Annotated in this window: 15 protein-coding genes and 2 tRNA genes; 1 reads left to right on the plus strand and 16 read right to left on the minus strand. The window is 70.6% G+C overall.

Annotation, left to right across the window (positions count from 1 at the left end; all coding sequences use genetic code 11):
* Positions 1-7 precede the first annotated feature (7 nt).
* The 5 genes from ACIPV1_RS05020 to leuC all read right to left on the minus strand — a co-directional run bounded on the left by ACIPV1_RS05020 (position 8) and on the right by leuC (position 5,426).
* Complete coding sequence (locus ACIPV1_RS05020) at positions 8-1,021, minus strand: NAD(P)H-dependent glycerol-3-phosphate dehydrogenase (RefSeq protein ID WP_111086095.1); 1,014 nt, start codon at positions 1,019-1,021, stop codon at positions 8-10.
* A gap of 79 nt (positions 1,022-1,100) precedes the next feature.
* A complete protein-coding gene (locus ACIPV1_RS05025; protein WP_402725864.1) occupies positions 1,101-1,874 on the minus strand; it encodes a lysophospholipid acyltransferase family protein in 774 nt (257 codons plus the stop codon).
* 98 nt (positions 1,875-1,972) lie between these two features.
* Entirely contained in the window at positions 1,973-3,340 is a 1,368-nt protein-coding gene (gene murA, locus ACIPV1_RS05030; RefSeq protein WP_111086050.1) for a UDP-N-acetylglucosamine 1-carboxyvinyltransferase, read from the minus strand.
* Positions 3,340-3,936, minus strand: coding sequence for a 3-isopropylmalate dehydratase small subunit (leuD, locus tag ACIPV1_RS05035; RefSeq protein WP_111086049.1), 597 nt, complete (start codon positions 3,934-3,936; stop codon positions 3,340-3,342). Before leuD ends, murA begins: the two co-directional genes overlap by 1 nt.
* On the minus strand, positions 3,936-5,426 hold the full coding sequence (gene leuC, locus ACIPV1_RS05040; protein ID WP_131846387.1) for a 3-isopropylmalate dehydratase large subunit: 1,491 nt from the start codon (positions 5,424-5,426) through the stop codon (positions 3,936-3,938). The genes leuD and leuC overlap by 1 nt, the downstream gene beginning before the upstream one ends.
* Before the next feature lie 167 nt (positions 5,427-5,593).
* Between leuC and ACIPV1_RS05045 the strand changes: the two genes are divergently transcribed.
* Entirely contained in the window at positions 5,594-6,661 is a 1,068-nt protein-coding gene (locus ACIPV1_RS05045) for an FUSC family protein (RefSeq protein ID WP_402725865.1), read from the plus strand.
* 96 nt (positions 6,662-6,757) lie between these two features.
* Here ACIPV1_RS05045 and ACIPV1_RS05050 read toward each other — a convergent pair whose 3' ends face one another.
* From ACIPV1_RS05050 to ACIPV1_RS05100, 11 genes are all read right to left on the minus strand, one after another.
* Entirely contained in the window at positions 6,758-7,363 is a 606-nt protein-coding gene (locus ACIPV1_RS05050) for a histidine phosphatase family protein (RefSeq protein WP_123339850.1), read from the minus strand.
* The gene (gene crcB / locus ACIPV1_RS05055) at positions 7,360-7,749 is read right to left on the minus strand and encodes a fluoride efflux transporter CrcB (protein ID WP_173168736.1); all 390 of its coding nucleotides are present in this window, start codon (positions 7,747-7,749) and stop codon (positions 7,360-7,362) included. Before crcB ends, ACIPV1_RS05050 begins: the two co-directional genes overlap by 4 nt.
* The gene (locus tag ACIPV1_RS05060; protein ID WP_402725866.1) at positions 7,746-8,189 is read right to left on the minus strand and encodes a fluoride efflux transporter FluC; all 444 of its coding nucleotides are present in this window, start codon (positions 8,187-8,189) and stop codon (positions 7,746-7,748) included. The genes crcB and ACIPV1_RS05060 overlap by 4 nt, the downstream gene beginning before the upstream one ends.
* Positions 8,190-8,325: 136 nt before the next feature.
* Positions 8,326-8,733, minus strand: a complete 408-nt coding sequence (locus ACIPV1_RS05065) for a RidA family protein (protein ID WP_123937667.1) — start codon at positions 8,731-8,733, stop codon at positions 8,326-8,328.
* Positions 8,734-8,800: 67 nt separating this feature from the next.
* Positions 8,801-8,876, minus strand: a tRNA-Glu gene (locus tag ACIPV1_RS05070).
* Positions 8,877-8,909: 33 nt separating this feature from the next.
* Positions 8,910-8,985: transfer RNA gene (locus tag ACIPV1_RS05075), tRNA-Glu, on the minus strand.
* 432 nt (positions 8,986-9,417) lie between these two features.
* Positions 9,418-10,053 (minus strand): MBL fold metallo-hydrolase, encoded by a 636-nt coding sequence (locus ACIPV1_RS05080; RefSeq protein WP_402725867.1) that lies wholly within the window; start codon positions 10,051-10,053, stop codon positions 9,418-9,420.
* A 126-nt stretch (positions 10,054-10,179) separates the two neighbouring features.
* Positions 10,180-11,214 carry a LacI family DNA-binding transcriptional regulator gene (locus ACIPV1_RS05085; protein WP_123937665.1) on the minus strand — a complete coding sequence of 345 codons (1,035 nt, stop codon included), beginning with the start codon at positions 11,212-11,214 and terminating at the stop codon, positions 10,180-10,182.
* 21 nt (positions 11,215-11,235) lie between these two features.
* On the minus strand, positions 11,236-11,706 hold the full coding sequence (locus ACIPV1_RS05090) for a hypothetical protein (RefSeq protein WP_185021104.1): 471 nt from the start codon (positions 11,704-11,706) through the stop codon (positions 11,236-11,238).
* A 5-nt stretch (positions 11,707-11,711) separates the two neighbouring features.
* The gene (locus ACIPV1_RS05095) at positions 11,712-12,623 is read right to left on the minus strand and encodes a carbohydrate ABC transporter permease (protein WP_123339855.1); all 912 of its coding nucleotides are present in this window, start codon (positions 12,621-12,623) and stop codon (positions 11,712-11,714) included.
* Complete coding sequence (locus ACIPV1_RS05100) at positions 12,620-13,597, minus strand: carbohydrate ABC transporter permease (RefSeq protein WP_131879923.1); 978 nt, start codon at positions 13,595-13,597, stop codon at positions 12,620-12,622. The genes ACIPV1_RS05095 and ACIPV1_RS05100 overlap by 4 nt, the downstream gene beginning before the upstream one ends.
* Positions 13,598-13,668: the final 71 nt, after the last annotated feature.

Below are 13,668 nucleotides of genomic sequence, written 5' to 3' on the forward strand. Positions count from 1 at the left end.
GGACCGGTCACTCGCCCTGGGGCTCGTCGGTCTCGGTGAGGTGCGGCGCGATGTTGCGCGGATCGAGCCTACCGGCGAGGACCTCGCCGACCTGGCTGACGATGGGCATGTCGACGCCGTTCGCGGCGGCGAGCTCGAGGATCGGTGCGACGGACGCCAGGCCCTCGGCGGTCTGGTTCATCTGCCGCACGACCTCGTCGAACCGGTACCCCTGCCCGAGCAGGCGCCCGGCGGTGTTGTTCCGGGACAGCGGCGACTGGCAGGTGGCGATGAGGTCACCGAGGCCCGCGAGGCCCGACAGGGTCGACGGCTGCGCGCCGAGCGACACCGCGAACTCGGTCATCTCGGCGAGGCCGCGGGTGATGATCGACGCCTTGGTGTTCTCGCCGTAGCCGACACCGTCGACGATGCCGATCGCCACGGCGATGAGGTTCTTCAGCACGCCGCCGAACTCGGTGCCGATGACGTCGGTGTTGATGAACGACCGGAAGTACGGGTTCGTCGCGACCGCGGCGACAGCGGTCGCGGTCTCCACGCTCGACGAGGACACCACGGCGGCGGTCGGCTGCCGACGGGCGATCTCGAGCGCCAGGTTCGGTCCGCTCGCGACGGCGATGCGGTCCTGGTCGATGCCGAGTCCCTGGAGCAGGACCTCGCTCATCCGCAGGCCGGTGCTCTTCTCGACGCCCTTCATCAGGCTGACGACGGGGACACCGGCGGGCAGGAGCTCGCGGATCGCGTCGAGGTTCGAGCGCAGCGTCTGCGACGGCACCGACACGTACACCTGGGTGGCGCCGTCGAGCACCTGCTCGAGCGACGTCGACGCCGTGAGGGTGCGGGGCAGGTTGATGCCGGGCAGGTAGTCGGAGTTCCGCTTCGTCTCGGTGATCTCGCGGGCGACCTCGGGACGGCGGGCCCACACGACCGTGGAGGCACCGCCCTCGGCGAGCACCTTCGCGAACGTGGTGCCCCAGCTGCCGGCACCGATGACCGCCACGCGGGGCTTGTCGGTCGACTGCATCACCACCCGGATCGCGGCGGTGTCGAAGGCACCCGGCGCTGCTGCGACGGGGTCGGGACGATCGTCGTGCGGGCGGAGGTCACTCAAACCGGCCGGTCTCCTTCTGGTTGTTCGCCGCCGGGTCCCAGCGGGTCGTCGGGGCCTGCTCGCCACGGAGCTGCTCGAGCAGCTGCGTGATGCGCTGCATGAGCAGCTCGGTGGCCTCGGTCAGCATCTGCTGGTCGATCGGCCGGCCACGGTAGGCGGACAGGTCGACGGGGTCGCCGACGATGACGTCCACGCGCGACCGCGGGAACAGGCGGAGCTTGTTCGAGTAGCGCGCCATGATGCCCTGCGTGCCCCAGTGGGCCATCGGGATCAGCGGCACGTCGTTCTCGAGCGCGATGCGGACGGCCCCGGTCTTGCCGCGCATCGGCCACAGGTCGGGGTCGCGGGTGAGCGTGCCCTCGGGGTAGACGATGATCGCCCCACCCTGCTCGATGAGCGACCGCCCGCCGCCGAGTGGGTCGCTCAACCGGGTGCGGCCGGAGCGCTCGACCGGGATCTGCCCCATGCCGGACATGAGCTTGCCGAAGACGGGCACCTTGAACAGCGAGGCCTTGGCCAGGAACCGCGGGGCCCGCCGACTGATGTAGACGGCGGTGCCGACGACCAGCGGGTCGATGTTCGTGAAGTGGTTCGGGGCGAGCACGAAGGCACCGTCCGCCGGCAGGCGGTTCGGGCCGTACCAGTGGTAGTTCGACGAGAACCGGAACGTCGGGATGACGATCGACGCCACGATGCGGAACGCGGGGTTGAGCTCCCCACGCTTCCAACGCCGTCCACGCACCGGCAGGCCGGTCGCGACCTGCACGGCGGACGCACCACGGGCCTCCCGGCCATCGCCCTGGCCCGACGGGCCGTCACCCGGACGCGACGGACCGTCACCCGGCTGCGGAACCGACACCGCGACTAACCCGCGAAGTCGAAGTCGGCGCCCAGCTTCCGCAGCTTCGGGATGAAGTGCTCGTAGCCGCGGCTGATGATGCCGACGTTGGTGATGTGGGACTCGCCGTCGGCGGTCAGGGCCGCGATGAGGTGGCTGAAGCCACCGCGGAGGTCGGGGACCCGGACGTTCGCCGCGTGCAGCGTCGTCGGACCGGTGATGACCGCGGCCTGCTCGAACGGACGGCGGGCGACACGGCGGTCGTGCCCGGGCAGCCCCTCCTTGTGGACGACGATGTCGGCGCCCATCTCGTTCAGCGCATCGGTGAAGCCGAAGCGGTTCTCGTACACGGTCTCGTGCACGATGCTCTGCCCCTCGGCCTGGGTCAGCGCCACGACGAGCGGCTGCTGCCAGTCGGTCATGAAGCCGGGGTGCACGTCGGTCTCGATGACGACGGGCTTGAGGGTGTCGCGCTCACGGTAGAAGCGGATGCCGTCCTCTTGCACGTCGAAACCGCCGCCGACCTTGCGGAAGACGTTGAGGAACGTCATGAGCTCCTGCTGGTTCGCCCCCTCGACGAAGATGTCGCCATCGGTGGCGAGCGCGGCGGAGGCCCAGCTGGCGGCCTCGTTGCGGTCGTTGATCGCACGGTGCGTGTAGCCGCGCAGCGACTCGACGCCCTCGATGAAGATCACGCGGTTCGGCTCGACGGACACGATCGCGCCCATCTTCTGCAGGATCGCGATGAGGTCCATGATCTCGGGCTCGATCGCCGCGTTGCGCAGCTCCGTGACGCCGGTCGCCAGCACGGACGACAACAGGACCTGCTCGGTCGCGCCGACGCTCGGGTACGGCAGCTCGATCGACGCGCCCTTCAGCCCGTCCGGGGCCGTCAGGTGGATGCCGTTGACCTGCTTGTCGACGACCGCACCCATGGCGCGGAGCGCGTCGAGGTGGAAGTCGATCGGGCGGTCGCCGATGCGGCAGCCGCCGAGGTCGGGGATGAACGCCTCGCCGAGCTTGTGCAGCAGCGGGCCGCAGAACAGGATCGGGATGCGGCTCGAGCCAGCGTGGGCGTCGATCTCGGCGAAGTGCGCCGACTCGACGTTGGCCGGGTCGAGGATGAGCTCGCCTCGTGCAGGATCGGTGATGCGCACGCCGTGCACCTCGAGCAGCCCACGGACGACCTTGACGTCGGAGATGTCCGGGACGTCCTTGAGGATCGACGGGGTGTCACCGAGCAGCGACGCCACCATGGCCTTGGTCGCGAGGTTCTTCGCCCCGCGGACCTCGATGCGCCCCACGAGCGGCTTGCCCCCGCGGATGACGATCTCGTCCGACTTGAGGCCCACGCGCGCCCCTGCGGCCGCTGCGTCCTGTACGAGAGAGTTCACTACTTCACCGGCAATGTCTTCGGCCGCCAACTGGAGCGGCGGGATTCGAACTCCGTGATCGAGGTCTCGTCACGGAGGGTGAGCCCGATGTCGTCGAGCCCTTCCATCAACCGCCAACGAGTGTAAGCGTCGATCTCGAAGGGGACGTCCACATCCCCGAGCGACACGCGCTGCGCCACCAGGTCCACGGTCGCCGACACACCCGGGTTCCGCTCGATCTCGGCCCAGAGCCGCTCGACTTCCGATTCGGTCACGATCGCGGTGACCAGTCCCTGCTTGCCCGCGTTGCCCTTGAAGATGTCGGCGAACCGGGGCGAGATGACGACCGCGAAGCCGAAGTCACGCAGTGCCCATACCGCGTGCTCGCGGGACGAGCCGGTGCCGAAGTCCGGACCGGCCACCAGGACCTTCGCGCCCTGGTACTCGGGCTGGTTCAGCACGAAGTCGGGGTCCTGGCGCCAGCCGGAGAACAGCGCGTCCTCGAAGCCGGTCTTCGTCACGCGCTTGAGGTAGACCGCGGGGATGATCTGGTCGGTGTCGACGTTCGACCGCTTGAGCGGGGCGGCGATGCCGGTGACGGTGGTGATCTTGTCCATCAGAAGGTCCCCTCGGTGGTCGTGCTGGTCGCGGCGGTCGTCGTGCTGGTCGCGGCGGCGCTCGTCGCGGCGGCGATCTCGTCGTCGGTCGCCAGGTCCCACGGGCTGGACAGCGTGCCGCGGATCGCGGTGGCGGCGGCGACGAGCGGCGACACCAGGTGGGTGCGCCCGCCCTTGCCCTGGCGCCCCTCGAAGTTCCGGTTCGAGGTGCTCGCGCAGCGCTCCCCCGGTGCGAGCTGGTCGGGGTTCATGCCGAGGCACATCGAGCACCCGGCGAACCGCCACTCGGCGCCGAACTCCTTGATCACGACGTCGAGCCCCTCGGCCTCGGCCTCGAGCCGCACCCGGGCGGACCCCGGCACGACCATGACCCGGACGCCGTCGGCCTTCTTGCGGCCCTGGATGATCGACGCGAAGGCCCGCAGGTCCTCGATGCGCGAGTTCGTGCACGAGCCCATGAAGACCGCGTCGACGGCGATGTCCTTCATCGGGGTGCCGGCGGCGATGTCCATGTAGTCGAGGGCCCGCTGCGCAGCGGCCTGGTCGTTCGGGTCTTCGAAGTCGAGAGGCGAAGGCACGTTCTCCGACAGCGAGACGCCCTGGCCGGGGTTGGTGCCCCAGGTGACGAAGGGCTCGAGGTCGTCGGCGTCGATGAAGACCTCGGCGTCGAACACGGCGTCGTCGTCGGTCGCCAGGGTGTCCCAGTACGCGACGGCGTCGTCCCAGTCGGAACCGGTCGGGGCGTGGTCGCGGCCCTGGACGTAGTCGTAGGTGATCTGGTCGGGGGCGACCATGCCGGCGCGGGCTCCGGCCTCGATCGACATGTTGCAGATCGTCATCCGGCCCTCCATGGAGAGGGCGCGGATCGCGGAACCGCGGTACTCGAGCACGTAGCCCTGTCCGCCGCCGGTGCCGATCTTGGCGATGACCGCCAGGATGATGTCCTTCGCGGTCACGCCCGGACGCAACGTGCCCTCGACCGTGATCGCCATCGTCTTGAAGGGCTTCAGCGGCAGGGTCTGCGTCGCCAGCACGTGCTCGACCTCGGAGGTGCCGATGCCGAACGCCATGGCCCCGAACGCCCCGTGGGTGCTGGTGTGCGAGTCGCCGCAGACGACGGTGATGCCGGGCATCGTCAGGCCGAGCTGCGGGCCGACGACGTGCACGATCCCCTGCTCCTTGTCGCCGAGGGAGTGCAGGCGGACCCCGAACTCCTCGCAGTTGCGGCGCAGGGTCTCGATCTGGATCCGGCTCGTCGGGTCCGCGATGGGGCGGTCGATGGCGAGCGTCGGGGTGTTGTGGTCCTCGGTCGCGATCGTCAGGTCGAGCCGGCGCACCGGGCGCCCGGCCTGGCGGAGGCCGTCGAACGCCTGCGGGCTCGTGACCTCGTGCACGAGGTGGAGGTCGATGTAGAGGAGGTCCGGGTTCCCGTCCTCACCCTTGACCACGACGTGGTCGTCCCACACCTTCTCGGCGAGCGTCCTACCCATGAGCTCGACTCCCTCGTTCTCGTCGTTGCGCCGCGACCGCGGCACGATCAGGCGACTCTACCATTGGTATACCAACGCGTCGTCGCGTTCTCCACGTGGTGCGGCGGTCGACCGGGAGGCCCGTGGCGACTCCGCGACACCCGTCGCGGTGGGAAGATGGTCGGGACATGACGACACCTGCGCACTCGACCCGGACGATCAACCTCGAGGGCGCGGCACGCGCAGCGATCGCGGGCGGTGCACCACTGGCGCTGCTCATCGCCCTCGGGATGCCGGGCTACGCCGCGTTCGCGATGTTCGCCGGGTTCACCGCGATCTTCGGGGCGACCGAGCCGTACCGGCAGCGCGCCGTCACCACCGGCGTCGCGGGTGCGCTGCAGACCCTGTGCATGTTCGCGGGCATCGGTGTCGCCCTGCTCGGCTCCCCGCTCTGGCTGCAGGCGACCGGGCTCGTCGTCGTGCTCGTCGTCGCGGTCTGCACCCTGTCGACCCTGCGGACGATCCCCGCGCAGCCGATCTTCCCCGTGTTCGCGTTCGTGGTGTCCGCACTCGTGCCGCTCAGGCCCGCGGACGTCCCGCTCGTCGCGACGATCATCGTCTGCTCGGTCGTCTGGGCGTGGCTCGTCGCGATGTCCGGGTTCGTCATCCGGCACGTGTGGCACCCGCGCGCCCCGCACCGGTTCCGGCCGCTGGCGCCGCTCAAGGAGCGCGGCTTCGGCATCCTCCGCACGGCCGCGCTGTGGGAGACCGTGGCGCTCAACGTCGTGGGGTCGCTCGTCGCCGGCGCGGTGGCGTCGACCATCCCCTGGCTCGGGCACCCGTACTGGGCCGTCATCGCGGTGGTGTCGACCCTGCCCGCCCTCCGCCAGCGGCACACCGTGATCCGGGCGTTCCAGCGCTTCATCGGCACGATCGGCGGCACCGTGATCGCCGTCGGGATCCTGCTGCTCGAGCCGTCGGCGTGGTGGATCGTCGTCATCGCCGTCGTGGGGCAGTTCTTCGCGGAGATCTTCGTCGCCCGGAACTACGCCGTCTGCCTGCTGTTCCTGACGCCGCTCGCCCTCGCCGTGTCGTGGCTGAGCCTGCCCGAGGCCCCGGAGCTCCTCGCGCTCGACCGGGTCGCGCAGACCACCCTCGGTGCGCTCGTCAGCGTCGGGCTTTTGTTCGTGGGGCGCGCGATCGAGCGGCGGCGCGGCCGAGCCCTGGGTGCCACGAGCGCGATCCGTACCATCTGAGTACCTGGTCGTTCCGGGCATACCTGGTCGTTTCTTCTGACCAGGTGTGCCCGATCCCACCGACCATCGCGCGCGTTCGGGGAAAGAACGGGCGCGTCAGTCGCGGGGCTGGATGTTCCAGGCGTCGATGACCGGGCGGCCGTGCTCGTACCCGAGGACGCTGACCGATGCGGTGCCGAGCTTCAGCACGGCACCGTCCTGCGGCGCGAGCCGGATCCACGCGGCGCCGAGGGCACGCAGCACGTGGCCGTGGGCGATGAACACGGCGTCCTGTCCCTCGGCGAGCACCGGACGAGCGCGGTTCAGGATGCGCTCGACGCGGACCCGGACCTCGGCGGCGTTCTCACCGGGGGTGTCACCGGCAGGTACTCCGTCGGTCCAGAGGTCCCACGGCCCGTGGCGCAGCACCTTGATCTGCGGAGTGGTGAGCCCTTCGTACGCGCCGTAGTCCCACTCGTACAGGTCCTCGTCGAGCTCCGGGTCGACGCCGATCAGGTGCGCGGTGTCGCGGGCACGCTGCAGCGGACTCGACAGGGCCAACGCGAACGAGCGGTCGGCCAGGTACCGGCCGGCGCGCTTCGCCTGCTCGACACCGTTGTCCGTCAGCGGGATGTCGGTGCGGCCGGTGTGCTGCCCGCTCTTCGACCACTCCGTCTCTCCGTGACGGACGAGGACGAGTTCGCCGGGGCGTTCCGAGGTCATGAGTTCCTTCCGATCCAGAGGCCGAGCGCAGCTGCGCCGACCGAGACGACGAGCATCCCGAGGCCGTGCAGGACGGCGAGCCGGGGCTTGCCGGATCGGAGGAGCTGGACGGTCTCGACGCTCGCCGTCGAGAACGTCGTGTACCCACCCATCATGCCCGTCCCGAGCACCGCGACCGCCGGGAGCGGGATCGTCCCGGCCTGCCCGAGGCCGGTGAGCAGGCCGAGGACGAGCGATCCGGACACGTTGATCAGCACGGTCCCGAGCGGGAACCCGGCAGTCCGCGAGCGGGACGTGCGCGTCTTGACGAGGCCGTCGAGCAGGAACCGGAGCGCGGCTCCGACTCCCCCGCCGACGGCGACGAGCAGCAGTTCGAGCGGGTTCACGACGCGCCTCCGTCCGGGCCGGTCGGACGCGGTCGGAGCCGCCCGGCGATCAACACCCCGAGCGCGACGGCGCCGAGCCCGAGGACCACGGACAGCAGTGCGTACCCGCTGCCCGCACCCCACCGACCGACGTCGATCAGCTGCGCGGTGTCGTCCGCGAGCGTGCTGTACGTCGTGAAGCCGCCGAGCACGCCGGTGCCGACGAACAGCCGGAGCGTGCGGCGCCCCTCGACGTCGGGCCCACGCATCGCAAGCGCCTCGAGCAGGAGCCCGAGACAGAAGGCCCCGACGACGTTGATCGCGAGGATCGCCCAGCTGATGCCGTCGTGGCCGGGGAACGCCTCGGCGAGCAGTGCGCGGATCGCGGTCCCGATCGCGCCGCCGAGCGCGACGAGGGCGAGGAAGCGCCAGCGGAGGTGCGGCGGTCGCGCATCGGTCATCGGTACTCCTATCGCCGAGCACGCCGGATCGTCTCCGCGCGTGCGGTGTTCTCGGGATAGGGACCGTTGGCGCTTTGTGCGCGGTTGGGTCCGGCAGGCCCCACTGCCGGGTCTGACGACCCGTCCAGCGTACTGCTCAGTCGGCGACGGCGGCGATCGCCTCGACCTCGACGAGCTGGTCGTCGTAGCCGAGGACGGTCACGCCGAGCAGCGTGCTCGGCACGTCGTGGTCTCCCATCGCGGCGCGGACGACGTCCCAGGCGGAGACGAGGTCCTGCTGCTCGGTCGTCGCGACGAGCACCCGCGTCTGGACGAGGTCGTCGACCCCCGCGCCGGCGGCTGCGAGCGCCGTCCGCAGGTTCGCGATGCACTGCGCGGCTTGCCCGGCCACATCACCGACGGCGACCGTCGCGCCGTGCTCGTCGAGCGGACACGCCCCCGCGAGGAACACGAGCCGTGTCCCGGCCGCCACGGTGGACGCGTAGGCGTACTCCGCGACATCGCTGAGCGCTGCGGACCGGATGAGCTGGACGGCACTGGACACGGAAGCAGCCTGGCACACGACGACGAAACCCCCGGCGAGCCGGAGCTCATCGGGGGTTTCGTGGTGCTGGTGACCCCAGCGGGATTCGAACCCGCGTTACCGCCGTGAGAGGGCAGCGTACTAGGCCGCTATACGATGGGGCCGCGGCTGTTGTCGGACTCGGAGCATGTCACCTGTGGTGACCCCAGCGGGATTCGAACCCGCGTTACCGCCGTGAGAGGGCAGCGTACTAGGCCGCTATACGATGGGGCCGTTCCGACAACTCGACAAGTATTGCACAAGCCGCGCATCGCGCCAAAACGAGGCGTGTCGCCCGGGTGTGCCGCCATGCCGCGCCCGGCATACGGCGCTCGCTGCGCGTGCAGATTCCGACAGAACACCGGTTGAACGACGCGCGTTCTGTCGCAACGTGCACACGCATCCGTTGCGTGCGCATCGAGCGACGAAACACCCGTCGAACGACGCGCGTTCTGTCGCAACATGCACACGCATCGGTCGCACGGCCGTGGACGCGACCGCCCATCGGACGGGAGGCGCGGGGCGGGCCCGCCACGGGCCTCCCGTCCGACCGCGCGCACGTCCGGAGCCGCGCTTCGTGAGCAGGAATGGTCGCGTCGGTCGGTCCCACCCGACCATTTCTGCTCACGAAACGACGACGGCGCGGTCCTGCGCGGCCCCGCGCGGTCAGATCGTGAGCGACTCCCCCGGCCGCAGGATCTCGAGCACGCCGCTCGGGGCGAGCGCCTCGCGGAGCCGACCGGTGTGCATGCCGTAGCCGATGTCGGAGAGTGTGGCCTCGTGGATCGGGTAGGCACGGGCCGGGGCGAGCGCGGCGACGTAGTCCATCATCTCGGCGACCTTGAGCCACGGGGCACCGACGGGTGCGGCGAGGACCTCGACGGGCACGCCCGGGTCGGTGTACGAGTCGCCGGGGTGGAAGAGCGTGCGGTTCACGAGCACGCCGGTGTTGTCGACGATCGGCACCGAGGAGTGGATGAGCTGGTGCCGCGTGCCGTGGAAGTCGAGCTCGAACGGGCCGACGGTGCGGTGGTCGCCGTCGGTGACTACCTCGACCGCGATGCCGGAGTCGGCGAGCGCCGCGCGGACGCCCTCGGGGCCGAACACCACGGCGTCGGGGTTGGCGGCGAGGATCCGTTGCAGCTGCTCGGGCGTGACGTGGTCGGGGTGTTCGTGGGTGACGACGACCGCGACGACCCCGGTCGCGTCGACGGGGCGGGTGAAGTCGCCCGGGTCGAGCACCAGGCGGGCATCGCCGTCCGACAGGATCTGGCAGGCGTGTTCGAGCTTCGTGACCTCCATGCGGGCGACGCTACCCGCGGCGGGCCGGGCGGGCTCGGGCGGGGGCCGACTCGGAACGACGTTCCTGTTGTCGTGCGACATCGGGATCGTCGTCCCGAGTCGATCCCGCCCACGCCCCACACACCCTCACCCCGGCGGCGGCCCCGTCGTCCCCCGCACCACCAGGTGCGCCGGCGCCGCGACGATCGTTCCGGCAGCGCCGCCGTCGACCTCGGCGAGCACGGCCCGCGCCGCTGCGCGCCCCTGCGCCTCCGGGTCCTGTGCCACGGTCGTCAGGCCCACGGTGGCGCCGTACTCGTGGCCGTCGATCCCGATCACGGAGACGTCCCCCGGCACCGACAGCCCGGCCTGCCCAGCGGCGAGGAGCACCCCGAGCGCCATCTCGTCCGAGGCGCACAACACGGCAGTCGGACGATCGGGCCCGGCGCCAGCACCGGCGCCGGCACCAGCGCGCCCGCCGAACAGCGCGTTCCCCGCCGCCAGCCCGCCGGCGAACGAGAACCGCCCGTCGAGCAGCCACCGGTCCGGCACCGCGTGTCCGGCGGCCCGCATCGCGTCGACGAACCCGTCCCGCCGCAAGTGCGGCACCGCCACGTTCATGCCGGCCTCGTCCTGCCCGCCGACGTAGGCGACCCGTCGGTGTCCGAGTCCGCACAGGTGGTCGACCGCGATCCGGGTGACGGCTCGGTCGTCGACCCCGATGTTCCGCAGGCCCGGTGCGGGTCCGCCGATGACGATCATCGGGTGCCGGGTGAGTTCGAGCTCGGCACGCTCGGTCGCGTCCAGCACCAGGGACAGCAGGACCAGAGCGTCCACACGGTGCCGCAGCATCGAACGCCGGAACGCCCGGTCGCGGTCGCCGCCCGGCCCGCCCAGGTTGTAGAGCACGAGGTCGTACCCGGCCCGCCGGAGTTCTGCGTCGACGCCGCCGAGCGCCTTGACGTAGAACCACCGGTCGATCACCGGGACGACGACGCCGACGGCGCGCTGCCGCCCGGTGGCGAGGCCGGCCGCCGCCGAGCTCGGGACGTACCCGAGCTCGTCGGCGACCCGTCGGACCTCGTCGATCGTGGTCTCCGCCACGTTCTCCATGCCGCGCAGCGCTCGCGACACCGTGGACTTCGACAGTCCCGTGACGGTCGCGATCTCCTGGATCCCCATCGATGCGACCCGGGAGGCCCGTCAGCCGTCCGTACCGTGTGTCACGCCCGCCGGACGGTCGGCTGCAGTGCCGGGGACTGCTTGCGCGACGGCCGCTGCGGTCCGGTGCGCTCGGTGCGGTGCACGACGACCCGCTGGTGCGAGCTCGTCCCACCCGCTGTGCTGGTGCACCCGCCCGTCCGCCGAGGGCCGTGGCTGACGACGGGTGTCGTCGCCGCGAGCGGTGCGGACGGGGGCGACGGCAGGAGCGGCACCGATGCCGTCGGTGGCCCCGTCGACGACCGCGTGGCGGCGGAGTACCCGCACCCGCCACCGGTCGAGCGCCACGACCCCGAGCACGCACACCAGCAGGGTGAGTGCCCAGCCGAGTGCCGGTCGACCGGTGACCTCGCAGAACACCGTGGCGCCGAGGAACAGGATGCCGAACATGCCGACGAAGCCGATCGCCTCTTCGATCCGGGCCGTGGGCCGGGTGGGTCCGCGCTGTGCCATGGTCGTCAACCCTTCACGCCACCGGCGGTGAGACCGGCCACGATGCGTCGCTGGAAGATGAGGACCAGGATGACGAGCGGGATCGTGACGATCGTGCCCGCGGCCATGACCGCCGTGTACGGCTCCTGGTGCGGCTGCGACCCGGCGAACGAGGCGATCGCCACGGTCACCGGCTGCGTCGCGTCGCTCGAGAGCTGCGAGGAGATCAGGTACTCGTTCCAGCTGGAGATGAACGCCAGGATCGCTGTCGTGAACACCGCGGGGGCGGCGAGCGGCAGGATGATCCGCCGGAACGCCTGCACGCGGGTGCAGCCGTCGATGCGCGCTGCTTCCTCGAGGTCCCACGGCATCTCGCGGAAGAACGACGCGAGCGTGTAGACCGTCAGCGGCAGCACGAACGAGATGCTCGGCAGGATGAGCGCCTGGTAGGTCCCCATCCACCCGATGTCCGTGAAGAGCTGGAACAGCGGGGAGATGAGCGCGACCCCCGGGAACATCGAGGCCGCCAGGATCGCGCCGGCGATGAGCGACTTGCCGCCGAACTCGAGGCGGGCGAGGGCGTACGCCGCCGTGGTGCCGACGAGCAGGGCGATGATCGTCACGACGCCGCCGATGAGCAGGCTGTTGGCGAGCGCCCGCCCGAGGTGGTTGCCGAGCGACGTGGAGAACGCCGTCGCGTAGTTGTCGAGCGTGACGTGCGTCGGCCACGGGGTGGCGTCGAACGTGAACCCGACGTCGCGGAAGCTCGTCACCACCATCCAGTAGAACGGCAGGAGGCACCACACGGCGATGACGATCGCCTGCACGGCCGTGCGGATCCGGGGGCCGGTGTCGCGGCGGACCCGGACGTCGGCGCGGTCAACGGCGCGGTCGCGTGCTGCTGCGGTGGACCGGGGGCGGTCTGCTGCGAGGGTCACTTGAGTTCACCCTTCTGCTGGGCGGCCTGCGTCTGCACGACGTTGGCGCCGAGGAACCGGACGAAGACGAACGCCACGATGAAGATCACCAGGAAGGTGATGGTCGACAGGGCCGACGCGGAGTTGAAGCCCTGCCGGATCTGTTCGACGACCAGGATCGACAGGGTCGTGGTGGCGTTGCCGGAACCACCGCCACCGCCGGTGAGGATCGCGGGCAGGTCGTACATGCGCAGCGCGTCGAGCACGCGGAACAGGATCGCGACCATCAGCGCGGGCTTGATGAGCGGCAGGGTGATGAGCACGAAGCGCTGGAACGTCGACGCGCCGTCCATCTTGCCGGCCTCGTAGACCTCCTCCGGGATCAGCTGCAGCCCGGCCAGGATGAGCAGCGCCATGAACGGTGTGGTCTTCCAGGTGTCGGCGATGATGACCGCCCACCGGGACGCCCACTCGCCGCTCGTCCACAGGATCTGCTGCCCGAGGACGTGGTTCAGGACGCCGTTCGCGTCGAAGATGAAGTACCAGAGCTTCGCGGTGACGGCCGTCGGGATCGCCCACGGCACCAGGATCGCGGCACGGACGAGCGCGCGGCCCTTGAAGTTGCGGTTCATGATGATCGCCATCCACACGCCGATGGCCGTCTCGAACGCCACGGTGACGACCGTGAAGAAGAACGTGTTGCCCATCGACACCCAGAACTGGGAGCCGAGGCTGCCAGGCGGGCACGTGACGTTGCCGCACTGCTGGCCGAGCCAGTGCGCGTAGTTCGTGATGCCGGCGAACCCGCCCTGCACGAACAGGCCGGTGGCCTTGTCGAGGCCCTGGTCGAGCTGGAACGACTGGATGATCGCACTGATGACCGGGTAGCCGATGACGATCGCGAGGAGCAGGATCGTCGGGCCGATGAGGTACACGGCCCACCGGCCGTGCTCGGCGTTGAGTCCGCCCTTGCGCCGTTGGCGCTTCGGTTCCATGCCCGTCGGGTTGGGGATGGCTGCGGGGATCTCGGTTGCTGCTGACACGGGTCGGCCTCCTTGCCGGGGGT

This window comes from Curtobacterium sp. NPDC089991, assembly GCF_044748425.1.
Classification (GTDB): domain Bacteria; phylum Actinomycetota; class Actinomycetes; order Actinomycetales; family Microbacteriaceae; genus Curtobacterium.